This window comes from Streptomyces sp. NPDC051909 (genome assembly GCF_040681095.1).
Lineage (GTDB): Bacteria > Actinomycetota > Actinomycetes > Streptomycetales > Streptomycetaceae > Streptomyces.
The window spans coordinates 86565-102263 of sequence record NZ_JBFAYA010000006.1 but is presented as its reverse complement, the minus strand read 5'-3'; the positions used below and the strand labels follow the sequence as shown (position 1 = coordinate 102263).

Annotated in this window: 16 protein-coding genes and 1 pseudogene; 3 read left to right on the top strand and 14 right to left on the bottom strand. The window is 73.8% G+C overall.

Translation table 11 applies throughout. From position 1 onward, the window contains the following. Positions 1–88: 88 nt before the first annotated feature. The 9 genes from AB0M18_RS11680 to AB0M18_RS11640 form a co-directional block, all read right to left on the bottom strand. Positions 89–1159 (bottom strand): 2-aminoethylphosphonate ABC transporter substrate-binding protein, encoded by a 1071-nt coding sequence (locus AB0M18_RS11680; RefSeq protein WP_365756669.1) that lies wholly within the window; start codon positions 1157–1159, stop codon positions 89–91. 34 nt (positions 1160–1193) lie between these two features. After that, positions 1194–1991, bottom strand: coding sequence for an ABC transporter permease subunit (locus AB0M18_RS11675; RefSeq protein ID WP_365756668.1), 798 nt, complete (start codon positions 1989–1991; stop codon positions 1194–1196). Then, complete coding sequence (locus AB0M18_RS11670; RefSeq protein WP_365756667.1) at positions 1978–2856, bottom strand: 2-aminoethylphosphonate ABC transporter permease subunit; 879 nt, start codon at positions 2854–2856, stop codon at positions 1978–1980. The genes AB0M18_RS11675 and AB0M18_RS11670 overlap by 14 nt, the downstream gene beginning before the upstream one ends. After that, positions 2849–3922 carry an ABC transporter ATP-binding protein gene (locus tag AB0M18_RS11665; protein ID WP_365756666.1) on the bottom strand — a complete coding sequence of 358 codons (1074 nt, stop codon included), beginning with the start codon at positions 3920–3922 and terminating at the stop codon, positions 2849–2851. Before AB0M18_RS11665 ends, AB0M18_RS11670 begins: the two co-directional genes overlap by 8 nt. Beyond that, entirely contained in the window at positions 3919–4596 is a 678-nt protein-coding gene (locus tag AB0M18_RS11660) for a phosphonatase-like hydrolase (protein ID WP_365756665.1), read from the bottom strand. Before AB0M18_RS11660 ends, AB0M18_RS11665 begins: the two co-directional genes overlap by 4 nt. Positions 4597–4613: 17 nt before the next feature. Further along, a complete protein-coding gene (locus tag AB0M18_RS11655) occupies positions 4614–5735 on the bottom strand; it encodes a TIGR03364 family FAD-dependent oxidoreductase (protein WP_365756664.1) in 1122 nt (373 codons plus the stop codon). Positions 5736–5879: 144 nt separating this feature from the next. Beyond that, a complete protein-coding gene (locus tag AB0M18_RS11650; protein WP_365756980.1) occupies positions 5880–6632 on the bottom strand; it encodes a GntR family transcriptional regulator in 753 nt (250 codons plus the stop codon). Positions 6633–6766: 134 nt separating this feature from the next. Further along, positions 6767–7702, bottom strand: a complete 936-nt coding sequence (locus AB0M18_RS11645) for a hypothetical protein (RefSeq protein WP_365756663.1) — start codon at positions 7700–7702, stop codon at positions 6767–6769. Positions 7703–7866: 164 nt separating this feature from the next. After that, complete coding sequence (locus tag AB0M18_RS11640) at positions 7867–9018, bottom strand: ROK family transcriptional regulator (protein ID WP_365756662.1); 1152 nt, start codon at positions 9016–9018, stop codon at positions 7867–7869. Between the two features lie 56 nt (positions 9019–9074). On the opposite strand from AB0M18_RS11640, the gene AB0M18_RS11635 reads away from it, so the two are divergent. Beyond that, the gene (locus tag AB0M18_RS11635; protein ID WP_365756661.1) at positions 9075–10154 is read left to right on the top strand and encodes a Gfo/Idh/MocA family oxidoreductase; all 1080 of its coding nucleotides are present in this window, start codon (positions 9075–9077) and stop codon (positions 10152–10154) included. After that, positions 10151–10618, top strand: coding sequence for a heme-degrading domain-containing protein (locus AB0M18_RS11630; RefSeq protein ID WP_365756660.1), 468 nt, complete (start codon positions 10151–10153; stop codon positions 10616–10618). The genes AB0M18_RS11635 and AB0M18_RS11630 overlap by 4 nt, the downstream gene beginning before the upstream one ends. Positions 10619–10690: 72 nt before the next feature. On the opposite strand, the gene AB0M18_RS11625 is transcribed toward AB0M18_RS11630, so the two are convergent. The 4 genes from AB0M18_RS11625 to AB0M18_RS11610 all read right to left on the bottom strand — a co-directional run bounded on the left by AB0M18_RS11625 (position 10691) and on the right by AB0M18_RS11610 (position 13468). Then, positions 10691–11548 carry a fumarylacetoacetate hydrolase family protein gene (locus tag AB0M18_RS11625; protein ID WP_365756659.1) on the bottom strand — a complete coding sequence of 286 codons (858 nt, stop codon included), beginning with the start codon at positions 11546–11548 and terminating at the stop codon, positions 10691–10693. Between the two features lie 185 nt (positions 11549–11733). After that, positions 11734–12465, bottom strand: a complete 732-nt coding sequence (locus AB0M18_RS11620; RefSeq protein ID WP_365756658.1) for a YidC/Oxa1 family membrane protein insertase — start codon at positions 12463–12465, stop codon at positions 11734–11736. A gap of 96 nt (positions 12466–12561) precedes the next feature. Then, positions 12562–12876 carry a DUF6412 domain-containing protein gene (locus AB0M18_RS11615; protein WP_365756657.1) on the bottom strand — a complete coding sequence of 105 codons (315 nt, stop codon included), beginning with the start codon at positions 12874–12876 and terminating at the stop codon, positions 12562–12564. 64 nt (positions 12877–12940) lie between these two features. Then, a complete protein-coding gene (locus AB0M18_RS11610; RefSeq protein WP_365756656.1) occupies positions 12941–13468 on the bottom strand; it encodes a helix-turn-helix domain-containing protein in 528 nt (175 codons plus the stop codon). Between the two features lie 122 nt (positions 13469–13590). Between AB0M18_RS11610 and AB0M18_RS11605 the strand changes: the two genes are divergently transcribed. Further along, positions 13591–15045, top strand: a complete 1455-nt coding sequence (locus AB0M18_RS11605) for an MFS transporter (protein WP_365756655.1) — start codon at positions 13591–13593, stop codon at positions 15043–15045. Here AB0M18_RS11605 and AB0M18_RS11600 read toward each other — a convergent pair. Further along, positions 15012–15665, bottom strand: a pseudogene (locus AB0M18_RS11600) (class E sortase); the annotation flags it as partial. The gene AB0M18_RS11605 and the pseudogene AB0M18_RS11600 overlap by 34 nt on opposite strands. Between the last annotated feature and the right edge of the window lie 34 nt (positions 15666–15699).

Genomic DNA, 15699 nt, shown 5'->3' with positions numbered 1-15699 from the left:
AGGGGCGTTGTGCACGTGCGAGGTTTGGTCCGTACCCGTTATCCTTCCGCTACATTTCGCGGCGGGGAAAGTGCCGCGCGGTGAACTTTCAGCTGCCGGTCGCGGACTTCCACGCGTCCACGTACGCCGTCAGGTTCGTGTCGATGTCGTTCCAGTCCGGCTCGAAGACCTCGACGCCGCCCATCAGTTTCGCCAGCTCGATGGCGTTGGCGTCGGTGGCCTTGACGTCCTTGCGGACGGTGAAGCCGCCGCCGACGGAGCTGACCTCGCGCTGGGCCTGCTCGCTCAGCATGAAGTCGAGCAGCTTCTTGCCGTTCTCGGTGTGCGGGGCCTTGTGCACCAGGCCGGCGGCGTACGGCAGGGCGAACGTGGTCGGCCGGCCGCCCTCCTTCGCCGGGAACCAGATGCCGAGGTTCGGCATGGACTTCGACTGCGCGAAGTTCATCTGGACGTCGCCGTTGGCGACCAGGATCTCGCCCTTGTCGACCTTCGGCGCGAGCTTGGAGGTCGAGGAGGACGGGCCGACGTTGTTGGCCTGGAGCCTCTTCAGATACTCCATCGCCGGCTCCTTGCCGCCGAAGTCGTGCATCGCCTTGATGAGGACGGCGGTGCCGTCGCCCGCGACGCCGGGGGTGGAGTACTGCAGCTTGTTCTTGTACTTCGCGTCGAGCAGCTGCTCCCAGGTGGTCGGCGGGGCCGTCAGCTCCTTCTTGTTGTGGATGAACCCGAAGAAGTTGTTGACGACGGAGATCCACTTGCCGTCGTCCGCCTTGTCGCCGCCGCCGACCATGTCGGCGCCCTGCGGGGTGTAGGCCTGGAGCAGGCCCTTGGAGTCGGCCTGCTGGATGAAGGGCGGCAGGGTGACGATGACGTCGGCCTGGGTGTTGCTCTTCTCGCGGGCGGCGCGCTGCACCATCTCGCCGGAGCCGCCCTCGACGTACTCGACCTTGATGCCGGTCTGCTTCTCGAAGTCCTTGAAGACCTTGTCGTACCAGCCGTCGCCCGCCTCGCCCTTGAGTCCGTCGGCGCTGTAGACGGTGACGACCTTCTCGTCGGAGGCGGCGGAGGAGGAGCCGCCGCAGGCGGTGAGGGTGGCGGCGAGGACGAGGCTGCCGGTGACGGCGGCGATCGGCTTGAGGTACCGGGGGTTCGTACGCATAACGTCGTTCTCTCCAGGGTGGGTCACAGGTGGGTCATCGGTACGAGGCTTTGGTGCGGATACGGGAGACGGCGAGCAGGACCAGGAGTGTCGCCGCCATCAGGACCACGGCGAGGGCCGAGCCCGTGAAGAGCGAGCCGCGGTCGGTGGCCGTGAAGACGCGTACGGGCAGCGGGAGCCAGTCCGGCGGGTAGAGCATCATCGTGGCGCTCAACTCGCCCATGGACAGGGCGAAGCAGAGGCCGGCCGCCGCGTTCAGCGACGGGAGCAGGAGCGGCAGCCGCACCCGGAGCAGGACGTACGAGGGGCGGGCGCCCAGGCTGGCCGCCGCCTGCTCGTACATCGGGTCGAGGCGCCGGATGGCGGCCGAGACCGACTGGTGGGCGAACGCCGTGACGAGGATCGTGTGCGCGAGGATCACGATCCAGCGGGTGCCGTTGAGGAGCAGCGGGGGCTGCGAGAAGGCGACCAGGACGGCGAGGCCGACGACCACGGACGGCACGGCGACCGGCAGCATGAACAGGGCGTCGAGCAGCCGCTTGCCCTTCCTGCCGAGGTCGGTCGCGGCGAGCGCCGCCCAGGTGCCGACGGTCAGCGCGATCACGCTCGCGGTGACGGCCGTGACCAGGCTGGTGGTGAGGGCCTGGAGGGACTCGCCCCGGGTGGCCGCCGCGTAGTGGGCGGTGGTCGGTCCGGAGGGGAAGGCGCCGGACCAGTGGGTGGAGAAGGACGCGGCGAGGATGACGAGGAGGGGCAGGGCGAAGAGCGGGACGAAGAGGACGGCGAAGAGCGCCCAGGCGCCCCACCTGCCGGTACGGCTATGCACCAACACGGCGACTCACCATCCGGTAGAGCGCGTAAAGACCCACCGAGATCAGGACGTTGACGACGGCGACCACGCAGGCCGCCGCGTAGTCGGACTCGAGGATGGCCTTGCCGTAGACGAGCATCGGCAGGGTCGTGACGCCCTTGGCGCCGGTGAAGAGCACGATGCCGAACTCGTTGAGGCACATGACGAGGACGAGGCCGCCGCCGGCCGCGAGGGCGGGCAGCGCCTCGGGCAGGATCACCCGGCGCACGATCCGCAGCGGCCGGGCGCCGAGCGAGGAGGCCACCTCCAGCTGGGCGGTCTCCATCTGCGAGAAGGCGGCGAGCAGCGGGCGCATCACGAACGGTGTGAAGTACGTGATCTCGGCGAGCAGCACGCCCCACGGGGTGGTCAGGAAGTGGAAGGGCCCCTCGGCGGCGCCGGTGACGTCGGTCCACACCCCGTTGGCCATGCCGACCGTGCCGTAGAGGAACAGCAGGGCGAGCGTGATCAGGAAGGACGGGAAGGAGAGGAAGACGTCGATGAACCTCGCGACCGCCCTGCCGCCGGGGAAGGGCACGAAGGCGATGACGAGGGCGAGCACGAAGCCGAGGACGAGACAGCCGGCGGTGGCCGCCGCGGCCAGCCACACGGTCGTCAAGAGCGCGTCGCGGAATGATTCGGAGGCGAGGACGTGGGCGTACGCGCCGGGCGCCAGGGACTCCCTGACGACGAGCGCGAGGGGGTGGAGGAAGGCGACGGCGAGGGCGAGCACGGGAGGGGCGGCCCAGAGCCAGGCGGGCGCCCGCCGCCGGTCCGGCCGCGCGGGCACGGCCGGGGGCGGGGTGACCGGGCGGCGCTCGGCGGGCGGGGCGAGGCTGCTAGCCATCGTTCACCCCTGCGGCAAGGAGTACGGCGTCCTCGCGGGCGAAGTGCAGCGTGACCTCGTCGCCGAGCGCCGGTGTCTCGCGCAGCTCGCGTACGTCCGCCTTCAGGCGGTGGCCTGAGCCCACCTCCACGTACAGCCGGTGGGTGGCGCCGCGCCACTGGACCTCGGCGATGCGGCCGGTCAGAGCGTTGGGGCCGGGGCCGAGGCCGACGAGGTGGGGGCGGACGCAGAGGGTGGCGCCCGCACCGGGTGCGGCGGCGTCGGCGACCGGCACGTCGAGCGGGACACCGTCGAGAAAGGCGCCGGTCCCGTCGGGGGTGACGACGACCGGCAGCAGGTTGGCGTTGCCCACGAAGGAGGCGGTGAACTCGGTGCGGGGCCTGCGGTACAGCTCCTGCGGGGTGCCGCAGTCCCGCAGCCGGGCCTTGTCCATGACGGCGATCCGGTCGGCGAGGGTGAGCGCCTCGACCTGGTCGTGGGTCACGTACAGGATGGAGACGTCCGGCAACTCGCGGTGCAGCGTGGCGAGTTCGGCGAGCATGCCGGAGCGAAGCCGGGCGTCGAGCGCGGACAGCGGCTCGTCGAGGAGGAGCACGTTCGGGCGGATGGCGAGGGCGCGGGCGATGGCGACGCGCTGCTGCTGGCCGCCGGACAGCTCGCGCGGGTAGCGCTGTGCGTAGGCCGCCATCCCGGTCATCTCCAGGGCCTCGGCGACCCGCCCCGGGATCTCGGCCTTGGGGACCTTGGGGTCCCGCTGCGCCTTGAGGCCGAAGGCGACGTTGGCGTCCACCCGCATGTGCGGGAAGAGGGCGTACTGCTGGACGACCATGCCGATGCCCCGCTTGTACGGCGGGAGCGCGGTGACGTCGCGGTCGCCGATGAGCACCCGCCCGGCGGCCGGCCGGACGAATCCGGCGACGGCGCGCAGGGCGGTCGTCTTGCCGGAGCCGGAGGGGCCGAGGAGGGCCATGACCTCGCCGGGTTCGACGGTCAGGTCGAGGGAGTCGAGGACGGTGTTGCCGCCGTAGGCGACGGTGACGCCGTCGAAGCGGATGCCGCCGGTCATGCCTCGTACGCCCCTATCAGGGACGGGAGTTCCGCGACCGAGGCGAGGACGTGGGTGGCGCCGTGCCGCTTGAGCGCGGCCTCGTCGTGGGCGCCGGTCAGGACGCCCGCGACGATCCCGGCGCCGGAGCGGACGCCGCTGAGCATGTCGTACGAGGTGTCGCCGGCGACGGCCACCTGGCGGACGTCGTCCACGGCGCCGGTGCGGAGGAGGGCGGCGAGCACCATGTCGGGGTGGGGCCGGCCGCGGCCGCCCGCGTCGGCCGGGCAGAGGGTCAGCTCGACGAGCTCGCGCCAGCCGAGGGCGTCGAGGATGGCGTCCTGGGTGACGCGGGCGAAGCCGGTGGTGAGGACGACCGTACGGCCCTGCTCGCGGAGGGCGGCGACGGCCTCGGCGGCGCCGGGGACGGGGGCGATCCGGCCGCCGGTGACCAGCTCTCCGTACGCCGCCTCGAAGGCGATGTTGGCCTGCTGTGCGCGCTGCTCGTCGCCGCCGAAGAGGTGGCGGAAGACGGAGATCTTGGACTCGCCCATGGTGGCGCGGACGTGGTCGATCATCGTGGCGGGGTCCTCGCCGAGGCGGGTCGCGGCGGCCGTGAAGGCCTGTTCGACGAGGCCGTCGTCGGCGACGGTGGTCCCGGCCATGTCGAGGACGACGAGGTTCATGTCGGTCATGGTTACGGTCACGGGGTTCACCAGCCCAGTTCGTTCGCGGTGGTCTCGGCGATGGCGGGCGAGCAGGTCATGCCGCGGCCGCCGGGTCCGGTCACCAGCCACACGCCGTCGCGCACCTGCTGGCGGTGGACGACCCGGGTGGTGTCGGTGCACTGCGCGTACACGCCGGCCCAGCGGCGGCGCACGCGCGGCAGCGGGCGGCCGAGCAGGGACTCGACCACGCGCGTGAGGTGTTCGTAGGGCTCCTCGACGGTGTCGAAGGCGAAGGGGTGCTCGTACTCGTGGGTGTCGCCGATGGTCAGTCCGCCGTCGAGGCGCTGCACCATCAGCAGCTGCATCCTGTGGGCGGCGGCCGTCGGGTCCTGCGCCTGGCGTGCGTTGAGCGCGTCCAGCGCGTCGGACCGGTACGCCGGGTAGTAGCGGAAGGAGTCGCCGTCGGCGACCGAGGTGGTGAGCGCCTCGCCGAGCGGGTCGGTCTGCATCATCTGGAGCCGGACCCGGCGCACCGGCACGTCGCCGGCGACCTCGCGGACCAGGCCGGACAGCCAGGCGCCGGTGCACAGGACGACGGCGTCGCCGGTGTGGGTGTCGCCGTGGTCGTCGCGGACGGAGTTCCGGCCGACCACCTCGCGGACCTCGCGGTTCGGCAGGAAGGTGTAGCGGCCGGAGGCCAGCAGGGCCTCGCGAAGGGCGAGTTGGGCGGTGCGCGGCTCGACGGCGGCGTCCCGCTCGCACCAGAGGGCGGCGTCGAAGGCGCCGCGCAGCGCCGGGTTGACCGCCCGGGCCTCCTCGGGGGTGAGCAGCCTGTAGCCGCGGGCGGCGGCGTCGCCGCGGGCCACGGCGGCCTCGGCGACGGCGAGTTCGAGCGCGCCGCACACGGGGGTGAGCGAACCGATGGCCCGGAAGCCCAGCTTCGGGACGCGGGCGCCGATGCCCTCCCACAACTCCCGGGCGCGCAGGGCGGTGTCGAGTTCCTCCCCGCCCGCGCGCCCGCTGACCCAGATCTGGCCGAAGTTGCGGAGGGAGGCGCCGCGCGCCTCGGCCTCCCGCTCGATGTGGACGACCTCGTGGCCGCGTTCGACTGCCTGCCAGGCGTGCATGGTTCCCACGACGCCGGCTCCGACGACTATCACCTTCATGCCGTTCACGGTCGTGGCGGCGGGTGGCCCGGACGGGGCGGGGTGGCGACGGGATGGTGAACGGACCGACAAGCTTGGCCTAGACCCGTTACCTTCTCGTGATCAGATGACGGGTGGACAGCGGTTTCAGCGGTTCGAATCAGGCTATTCCTGGCGGCCGAGGTGGGCGGTGAAGCTGAACCGGTCGCCGCGGTAGAGCGTGCGGACCCGTTCGAGCGGACGCCCGTCGGTGTCCCGGGACACGCGCTGGATCAGCAGCATCGGCAGCGCGGGCGGGGTGCCGATGAGCAGCGCCTCGCGCGGGGTCGCGAGCACCGTCTCGATCCGCTCGTCGGCGTCCCCGAAGACCACGCCGAGCCGCTCGTGGAGATAGGCGTAGAAGGAGGAGTCGGGGTCGAACTCGGTGTCGAGCCGCGGGGCGCGGGCCTCGGAGACGTACGTGCTCTCCAGGCCGACCCGCTCCTCGTCGGCGAGCAGCACCCGCTCCATGTGCCACACGGGCTCGCCGGCCGCCACGCCCACCTCGGGCGCCAGCTCGGGCGGGCACGGGAAACGGTCCAGGGAGATGAGCGCACGGCCCGGGGTGCGGCCCTGGCGGCGCACGCCCTCGGTGTAACTGGCGAGCGACAGCGGCTGCTCCAGCTTGGGCCCGGCGACGACGGTGCCGCGCCCCTGCCGCCGCAGCCGCCCTTCGAGCAGCAGCTCACGCAGGGCCTGCCGGACGGTCTCGCGCGACACCTCGTAGCGCACGGCGAGATCGCGCTCGGTGGGCAGCAGCCCTCCCTCCCCCAGCTCGTCGACGAGCTCGGCGACCTTCGCCTTCACGGCGTAGTACTTCGGGATGCGGCCGTGCTCGGGGATGCCCGAGCGGATGGGCGCGCCCGGCCAGTTGCCCATGCTGCCCGCACTGCTCACGCTGCCCGCACTGCCCGCGCTGCCCGCGCCGCTCTTGTCGTTCGTGTCGCTCATCCGGTGATCGTCCCAGACCGTAGTGAACGGAAAGGTGTACGGAGGGTGGCCTGGAGGGTGGCCTACGAGCGCCGCGAGCGGCGGGCGAGCAGCACCAGGGCCGCGCCGGCCGCGAACAGGCCCGCGGCGACCGGGGCGAGGCGCAGGGCGGTGCGCCGCGCGGTGTTCGCGGCGGACTTCTGCTGTCCGGTACGGGCGAGTTCCGGGCCGCCCGGAGCCGCGAGGTCCGTGCCGGCGCCCGGGTCGGCGGGGTCGGGCGCCGGGTCCGTGGGGGTGGCGGGGTCCGCGGCCTCCGTGTCCTCGCCGTCCGGTTCGGCGGGGCCGATCGTCAGCCGGTACGCGCCGGACGCGCCGACCCAGTCGCCGTCCTCGCCGCGCTTCTGCACGACGGCCGCGCTGACCGTGACCTCGTCGGGCACGGCGTCGGCGCCGAACGCGAGCCGTACGGGCACGGTGAGGGTCCCGCCGGCGGGCACCGCGAAGCCGTCGAAGGGGGGCACGGCGGGCACCGGGCGCTCCGGCCCGGTCTGGAGCTCCGGCCCCTCGAACACGCCCACGCTCTCGGCCCGGTCGGTGCTCTCGAAGGCCACCGGCCGCCAGATCCGCGCGTCCGCGTCGTAGAACTCGGCCCGGATCTGCCCGGGCAGCAGCACCTTGTCCCGGTCGGTGAGCACCAGAATCGGGTGCACGTCACGGCACGGCTCGGCGGTGGTGTTGGTGAGGTCCAGGCTCCAGGTCCGCAGCTCCCCGCCCGCCGGATACACCTCCGGCCCCCCGTGGATCCGGGTGGACAGCGGGAACTCCTTGTCCGCGGCCGCCCCGCAGGCGAGGGCCGCGGGGGTCACCGGGGCCACGGGAGCCAGCGGGGCCGCGGGGGTGACCTGCGCGGCGGACGCGGTGGGCACGGCGGACGCGGTGGGCGCCGCCACCGACAGCCCTGCCGCCGCGCCCAGGGCGGCGAGGGCGAGTGCGGTACTGCTCGGACTCCTCGGTCGCATGATGCCGAAGCCTTTGCTGCTCGCGGACGTACGGATCGCCCGCGACGCTGCCATGCGGGACGGAGCGGGCGGGGCACCGACGCGGCGGATCGGGCCGGACGGGGAGGGCGTTCCGCCCGATCAGCGTATTTTCGGACCGGCTGCCTCTGCCGGATGGGACAGGTCTACTTCCCGAACACCGGCGCCAGGATCAGCCGCGCCGCCCCGTCCGCGACCGTCGTCGGGCCCGTCGCGATCTCGACGGTGGCGGGCAGGTCGAGGGCGGTGAGCAGTTCGCGGGTGCCGTGGGCGAAGACCGCCGGGTCGGCGAGGACGGCGCGGCCGCCGAGGAGGACGCGGTCGATGTCGAGCAGCCGCACCAGGTTGGCGGCGCCGGTGCCGAGCACCCGCGCCGCCTCCGTGAGGTCGCCGCGGGCGAGGGCCGCGAGGCACAGCACCTCCAGGCAGCCGCGCCCGCCGCAGTCGCAGCGCGGCCCGTCGAGCTGCACCGTCTGGTGGCCCAGCTCCCCGGCGCCGGTGCGGCCGCCGCGCAGCACCGCCCCGCCGAGGACGAGGCCCGCGCCCAGGCCCGTACCGAGGTGCACATAGGCGAAGGACCCGGGCGCGCCGGGGCGCAGGGCGAGGCCGAGGGCGGCGGCGTTGGTGTCCTTGTCGAGCACGACCGGCAGACCCAGCCGCCGCGCCAGCTCCTCCCGCAGCGGGAAGCCGTCCCACTCGGGGAATCCAGTGACCCGCCCGGGCCGTCCGCTCCGGTGGTCCAGCGGGCCCGGCATGGCGACGCCGACGCCGAGCACGGGGAGGTCCGTCTTCCCGCCCTCGGCCCCGCTCTCGACCCCGCTCTCAGTCCTGCTCTCGACCCTGCTCTCAGCCCTGCTCTCGGCCCCGAGCAGCGCCGCGACCTCCGCCAGGGCCGCCGCGAGGACCGGTTCGGCGCCCGCGCCGAGGTCGAGGGGGGCGCGGCGGACGGCGACCCGCTCGCCCGCCAGGTCGAGGAGGACGGCGGTGAGTTCGTCGCGGTCGAGGTGGAGCCCGATGGCGTACGCCGCCGAGGGGACGAGGCTCAGTACGGTCGCCGGCTTCCCGCCGGTGGAGGCGCGGCGGCCCGCGTCGGCGACCAGCCCCTCCGTACGCAGCCGTGCGGTGATCTTGCTGACGGCCTGCGGGGTGAGTCCGGTCCGCGCCGCCAGCTCGAGCCGGCTGACACCGCCCTCCCCCGCGCCGCGCAGCAGATCGAGCACCAGCGCGGCGTTGTGGCTGCGCAGCGCCGGGAGGTTGGCCCCGCCCCCGCCGCCCCCACTCCCCTTGTCCCTGTTCACGTGTCCATTGTGCCGGGCGCTTGCACTTTGGCAACAGCGTTGCCAAAGTGGTTCTCATGAGCTCCCCCCGTACCCCGCTCCGCGTGGGCCTCGTCGGCTACGGCCTGGCCGGCTCCGTCTTCCACGCCCCGCTGATCGCCGCCTCCCCCGACCTCGTGCTCGACACGGTCTCCACCGGCAACCCGGAGCGCGCCGCCCAGGCCCGCGCCGAGCACCCGGACGTACGGGTCGTGGGCTCCCCCGAGGAACTGCTCGGCCGCGCCGCCGAGCTCGACCTCGTCGTGATCGCCTCCCCCAACAAGACCCACGTCCCGGTCGCCACCGCCGCCCTGCGGGCCGGTCTTCCGGTGGTCGTGGACAAGCCGCTCGCCGGCACCGCCGCCGAGGCCCGGACCCTCGCCGCGCTCGCCGAGGAGCGCGGGCTGCTGCTCTCGGTCTTCCAGAACCGCCGCTGGGACAACGACTTCCGTACTCTCCAGGCCCTGATCGCCGACGGCTCCCTCGGCGAGGTGCAGCGCTTCGAGTCCCGTTTCGAGCGCTGGCGCCCCCAGCTCAAGGGCGGCTGGCGCGAGTCGGGCGCGCCGGAGGAGATCGGCGGGCTGCTGTACGACCTCGGCAGCCACGTCGTCGACCAGGCCCTGGTCCTCTTCGGCCCGGCCGTCCGCGTCTACGCCGAGTCCGACGTGCGCCGCCCCGGCGCCGAGGCCGACGACGACACCTTCATCGCGATCACGCACGCGGGCGGCGTGCACTCGCACCTCTGGGTGAGCGCGACCACCGCCCAACTGGGGCCGCGGTTCCGCGTTCTCGGCCAGAAGGCCGGTTACGTGAAGTACGGCCTGGACCCGCAGGAGGCGGCGCTCCGTGAAGGTCTGCGGCCCGAGCCCGACGCCCCGTGGGGCCTCGAACCCGAGGCGCTGTGGGGCCGGCTCGGCGCCGGTGAGTCCCCGCTCACCGGCGGCGGCGCCCCCGTCGAGACCCAGCCAGGGGACTACCCCGCGTACTACGCGGCCGTCGCCGCCGCCCTGCGCGGCACCGGCGAGAACCCGGTGACGGCCCACGAGGCCGCGGCCGCGCTCGACGTCCTGGAGGCGGCGAAGAAGTCCGCCCGCGAGGGCGTGGCGGTGACCCTGTGACCGGCGTGGAAGAGCTCACGGCGCAGGAGGCGGCGCTGGTCCTGCCCCGTTTCACGTACGAGGACGCCTGGACCCTCGGCACGATCCTGGCCGACCTCGCCAGGGAGCGGCGCGCGCCGGTCGCGATCGACGTACGGCGTGGGGCGCAGCAGCTGTTCCACTGCGCGCTGCCCGGGTCGAGCGCCGACAACGACGCCTGGATCGACCGGAAGCGGCGGGTCGTCGAGCGGTACGGCGTGAGCTCGTTCCTCGTCGGCGCCCGCTTCCGCGCCAAGGGCACGACCTTCGAGGCCTCCTCGCGGCTCGACCCGGACGTCTACGCCGCCCACGGCGGCTCGTTCCCGATCGCCGTCGAGGGCGCCGGGGTCATCGGCTCGGTCACGGTCTCGGGCCTGCCGCAGGCCGAGGACCACGCGCTGGTCGTCCTCGGCCTGGAGCGGCTGCTGGCGGCGTACGGGTCCTGAGGGGCCCGAGGCCGGGGGCCCGAGGCCGGGGGCCAAGGGTCGGGGTCCGAAGCCTTGGGCCGGGGGCCGGGCTCAGGCGTCCTTGAGCTCCTGCCGCTGCCGCCCGAGGCCCTCGACCTCCAGCTCGACGACGTCCCCGGCACGCAGATACGGCTTGGGCTCGGGCTGCCCCATCGCCACGCCCGCCGGGGTGCCGGTGTTGATGACGTCGCCGGGGTAGAGGGTCATGAAGTGGCTGACGTAGCGCACGACCTGGGCGACCGTGAAGATCTGGTCGGAGGTGTGCCCGTCCTGCTTCAGCTCGCCGTTGACCCAGAGTTTCAGCCCCAGGGCCTGCGGGTCCGGCACCTCGTCGGCGGTGACCAGCCACGGCCCGAGCGGGTTGAAGGTCTCGCAGTTCTTGCCCTTGTCCCAGGTGCCGCCGCGCTCGATCTGGAACTCGCGCTCGGAGACGTCGTGGGCGACCGCGTAGCCGGCGACATGGGCCAGGGCCTGTTCGTCGGTCTCCAGGTAGCGGGCGGTGCGGCCGATGACGACCGCGAGCTCGACCTCCCAGTCGGTCTTCACCGAACCGCGTGGCACGAGCACGGTGTCGTCCGGGCCGACGACGGTGTCCGCGGCCTTGAGGAAGACGACGGGCTCCGCCGGGATCGCGGCCCCGACCTCCGCCGCGTGCCCGTGGTAGTTCAGCCCGATGCACACGACCTTGCCGATCCGGCCGAGCGGCGGGCCGATCCGCAGCCCGGCCGGGTCGAGCGCGGGCAGCACGCCCGCGCCGAGCGCGGCGCGGATCCGGTCGAGCGCGGAGCCGTCGGCGAGCAGGGCGCCGTCGATGTCGCCGACCAGCGCGGACAGGTCGCGCAGCGTCCCGTCCTGGTCCAGCAGGGCGGGCCGCTCGGCCCCTGCCGGGCCGACGCGCAGCAGCTTCATGGTGGTCTCCTCAGGTCGTGCCTCTGGTCGAGGTGGCCCGGGGAGGCGGGCCTTTGGGTTGCCCCGGCCGATGGAGTGCGGCCATCGGAGGATTGGTCGATCCTCCAAGAGTTCGGGGCGCTGTGCAAGCCCCCGTTCACACCCTGGACCCTTACGTACGGGTAACACCGCGGCGCCGGGAGGGCTCAGGCCGCCGGGGCCAGGGCGCCCGCCGCAGGCATGTCGCGGTAGAGGAAGGCCCGTTCGACGGCGCTCCAGGTGGTGCTGGTGACGATGTAGAGCGCGGCGGCGAGCGGGACGACGGCGACCGAGATCAGGGTCGCGAAGGAGAGCAGCGGCAGGTACTTGGTCATGGCGGCCATGGCCCCCGCGCCGGGCTGGCCGTCGGGAACCGCCTGTACCGGGTTCAGGGCCTGCTGCTTCCTCGTCCGGAGGTAGGTGTACGTGGCGACGACGGCGACGATCGCGAAGAGGACGAGGTAGACGCGCCCGGCCGGGCCGAAGACGCCGCCGGCGCCGAGGGCGTCGGCGTAGTGGCCGCCGAGCGGGGCGGCGAGCAGGCTGTGACCGGCCATCCGCCCGCTGGAGAAGAGGTGGAACATCAGGAAGAAGGCGGGCGCCTGGAGCAGGCTCGGCAGACAGCCGGCGAAGGGCGAGACCTTCTCCTCGGCGTGCAGCTCCATGACCGCCTTCTGCAGCCGCTCGGGGTTCTTGGCGTGCTTCTTGCGCAGCTCGGCGAGTTGCGGGGCGAGCCGGACGCGGGCCTTCTGGCCGCGGGCGGCGGCGCGGGACAGGGGGTGGACGGCGAGTCGTACGGCCATCGTGAAGACGACGATGGCGGCGGCGGTCGCGGCGCCGGAGAAGAGGGGGTGGAGCAGATCGGCGAGTTGCTCGACCAGGCTGGCGAAAACGGACATGGGAGCCCTCCGTGGGGTCTCGTCGTGCCGGGAAACGGGTCTTTTCGGCATGACGGAACACGTCGAGGGGTTCGACCAGGAGCGCCGGGAATACCTCTACGCGGCCGTCGGGAGGGGACGGCCGGGTGCCCTGGGCCTGCGGCGGCCCGCGGCGTCGGGGTCGCGTTGCGGCAGGAAGGCGGTGCGCCGGGCGCGGTCGCGCAGGGCGGTGCGTACGCGGGTGGGCGGTACGGGCAGAGCCGTACGACCGCCACCGATCAGGGCGCAGACGAAGGCGCCGGCGGCCACGGCGAAGGCGGCCGAGAGACCGGCACCGGCGCCGCTGCCGACACCGTCGGAGAGCAGCAGGTCGGCGAGGGCGAGGAGGAAGAGGAGCGGCGCGAGAACGCGCAGCAGGGGCCCACGGGCCATGCCTTCCTCCTCCTCACTGCGCCGTACGACCGGCTGTCGTCCTCCCGTTATACCGGATCGGCCGTTACGCCGGATCGGCCTCAAGGGGGACGAGGAGGCGGCGGGGCGCGAGGAGGGCGCGGCTGACCGGGTCGGCGGGGTCCGGGTCGAGTCCGGCGCCGGGGCGCATCTCGACGTCGGCGGGCGGGACGGGGATCCGGCAGGCCGGGCAGTCTCCGTACGGGCCGAGCTCGGTGCCGCAGTCGGCGTGGTGGAAGTGGCGCATGGGGGCGATGCCGGGCAGGTCGCGCCCCCAGCGGCCGAGGGAGCGCAGGACGGGCCACAGTGCGATGCCGCGCTCGGTGAGCACGTACTCGTAGCGCGCCGGGGAGTCCTGATAGCGGCGCTTGTCGAGGACGCCCGCCTCGACGAGGGCCTGGAGGCGGCCGGCGAGGACGGCACGCGGGGCGCCGAGATGGGTGAGGAAGTCGTTGTAGCGCCGCACGCCGTAGAAGGCGTCGCGCACGACGAGGAGGGTCCAGCGCTCGCCGATCACTTCGAGGGCGCGGGCGATGGAGCACTGCTGGGTCGCGTAGTCCTTGCCGAGGGCCATGGGAACGAGTGTAACGGTCGGGTTCATTCATTGAACCAGGCCTGGTACGGTGAGCGAACCCGCAAGGTTCATTGAACGAACCCAGCGCTTCAGCCGCCGCTCACCGAAGCCGAGGCCCCGGCATGCCCAAGACCGCCACAGCCATCGCAACCGCTACCGCCACAGCCACAGCCACAGCCACCGACTCTTCGCCCGCCCGGGAGATCGGGGCGCCCCGCCCCGGCGCGACCCTCGCCGTGACCAGCGCCGCCACCGCGCTCACGCTGATGAACTACACGGCGCCGATGCTGACCCTGCCCGCGATGTCCGCCGCGTTCGGGACCCCGGCCTCCGCGCAGGCCTGGCTGCTCAACGGCACCCCGCTCGGCCTCGCCGTCCTGCTCCTGGTCGCCGGCAGCCTCGCCGACGCGCACGGCCGACGCCGGGTCTTCCTGCTCGGCACCGTCGCCCTCGGTGTCACCACCGCGCTCGGCGCGCTCGCCGGCTCCACCCTCACCTTCACGCTGGCCCGGATCGCGCAGGGCGCGGCGAGCGCCGCCGTGCTCGCCGCGAGCCTCGGCCTGATCGCCCACGCCCACCCCGGCGGCGCGGCGAGGATCCGGGCGACGGGGGTGTGGGGCGCGTTCGTGAGCGCGGGCATCGCGCTCGGGCCGCTGCTCGCGGGCGGGCTGAGCGGCCTGGGAGAGGTGGGCGAACCGGGCGACGGCCTGGGCGGACTGGCCGGCTGGCGGCTCACGTACGGGGTGCTGGCGGCGGGCACGCTGGTCGCGGCCGCGTTCGGGGTCCGCGCCCTGGCCGAGTCGCGCGCGCCGCGGACCGGCCGCCGGGTGGACCTCGCCGGGGCGCTCACCCTGGGCCTGGCCCTGGCCGCCGCGCTCACCGCGCTGACCCTGGGCCGGGACGGCTGGCTGCGCCCGTCGGTGGGCCTGCTGCTGCTCGCGGCGGCCGTCCTGACCGTGCTCTTCGTCATCGTCGAGCGGCGCGTCCGGGCGCCGATGATCGACCTGGCGCTGTTCCGGCGCCCGGCGTTCCGGGCGGCGACGGCGGGCGCGCTGTTCACCGGCCTCGGCGTGATCGGCTTCTTCAGCGTGCTGCCGGCGCTGCTCCAGCACGGTGGCGCGGGCTTGGCGCCGCTGACGACGGCGTGGCTGTTCCTGCTGTGGTCGGGCACGGCGTTCGTGGTGGCGCTCCAGGTGCGACGCCTTGCGGGCCGGATCCCGGCCACGTACCAACTGGTCCTCGGCTTCGTCCTGTCGGCGGCGGGAGTCCTCGCGCTGTTCGGCGCGCTGGAGGGCGGCTCCGTCCTCCGCCTGCTGCCCGGCCTGACGGTGGCGGGCGTGGGCAGCGGTCTCCTGAACGCCGCGCTGCCGCGCCTGGCCGTCGACTCCGTACCGCAGGAGCGGGCCGCGATGGGCTCCGGCGCCAACAACACCGCCCGCTACATCGGCTCCTCGGCGGGTGTCGCCCTCTCCCTGGCCCTCGCGACGGCGGGCCCGGACGCGGCGCTGCTCGCGTCGGCGGCACTCGGCCTGGCGGGCGCGGTGGTGACCAGTCTGGCCCAGACGACGAGCCGGTAGGTGGAGGTGAATTCGGGCGTGCAGGTGGTGAGGGTCAGATAGCTGCCGGCCCGGTCGTACCCGTACTCCGGGTGGTAGAGCGACCGGGGTACGGGCGCGATGACGCCGGTGTCGCGGGGCGAGGTGACCGGCAGGATCCGGTCGACGCGGTAGGTGTGGGTCCCCTCGCGGGTGCGGACGGTGAGGGTGTCGCCGGGCCGGAGCCGGTTGATGTACCGGAAGGGCTCGCCGTGGGTGTTGCGGTGCCCGGCGAGGGCGAAGTTCCCGGGCCGCCCGGGGGCGCCGGTGCCGGGGTAGTGCCCGACGTAACCGCGGTCGAGGACGGTGCGGCGGCCGACGCCGGGGGCGACAGGGACGGTGAGGCCGAGGCGGGGGATGCGGAGGACGGCGTAGGCGGGCGCGGCGGCTTCCGTCGGGGCGGCTTCCGGCGTGGGCGCCGGGGCCGGGGCCGGGCTGGGGGTTTCCGGTGGGGGTGAGGAGTCCCACTCCTTCTCAAGGTTGCGCACTTGTCGGACGGCCTGGGCGTGGGCCTGCTGATTGGTCCACCAGAGCTGGTGGACGACAAACAGCAGCACGACGACACCACAGGTGACGAGCGCTTCGGCGACGGTACGGAGCACACGGACGCCGCCCCGGCACCGCCGCGATGTCTGT

Coding starts and splice junctions, on each gene's coding strand:
- AB0M18_RS11610 (WP_365756656.1), bottom strand. CDS start 13,468: ATGGCCCTCGGCAAGGACTACGCGACCCAGCAGTGCTCCATCGCCCGC.
- AB0M18_RS11665 (WP_365756666.1), bottom strand. CDS start 3,922: ATGACCGGCGGCATCCGCTTCGACGGCGTCACCGTCGCCTACGGCGGC.
- AB0M18_RS11645 (WP_365756663.1), bottom strand. CDS start 7,702: ATGCGACCGAGGAGTCCGAGCAGTACCGCACTCGCCCTCGCCGCCCTG.
- AB0M18_RS11635 (WP_365756661.1), top strand. CDS start 9,075: ATGAGCTCCCCCCGTACCCCGCTCCGCGTGGGCCTCGTCGGCTACGGC.
- AB0M18_RS11615 (WP_365756657.1), bottom strand. CDS start 12,876: ATGGCCCGTGGGCCCCTGCTGCGCGTTCTCGCGCCGCTCCTCTTCCTC.
- AB0M18_RS11650 (WP_365756980.1), bottom strand. CDS start 6,632: ATGGGCAACTGGCCGGGCGCGCCCATCCGCTCGGGCATCCCCGAGCAC.
- AB0M18_RS11625 (WP_365756659.1), bottom strand. CDS start 11,548: ATGAAGCTGCTGCGCGTCGGCCCGGCAGGGGCCGAGCGGCCCGCCCTG.
- AB0M18_RS11660 (WP_365756665.1), bottom strand. CDS start 4,596: ATGACCGACATGAACCTCGTCGTCCTCGACATGGCCGGGACCACCGTC.
- AB0M18_RS11655 (WP_365756664.1), bottom strand. CDS start 5,735: ATGAAGGTGATAGTCGTCGGAGCCGGCGTCGTGGGAACCATGCACGCC.
- AB0M18_RS11605 (WP_365756655.1), top strand. CDS start 13,591: ATGCCCAAGACCGCCACAGCCATCGCAACCGCTACCGCCACAGCCACA.
- AB0M18_RS11680 (WP_365756669.1), bottom strand. CDS start 1,159: ATGCGTACGAACCCCCGGTACCTCAAGCCGATCGCCGCCGTCACCGGC.
- AB0M18_RS11620 (WP_365756658.1), bottom strand. CDS start 12,465: ATGTCCGTTTTCGCCAGCCTGGTCGAGCAACTCGCCGATCTGCTCCAC.
- AB0M18_RS11670 (WP_365756667.1), bottom strand. CDS start 2,856: ATGGCTAGCAGCCTCGCCCCGCCCGCCGAGCGCCGCCCGGTCACCCCG.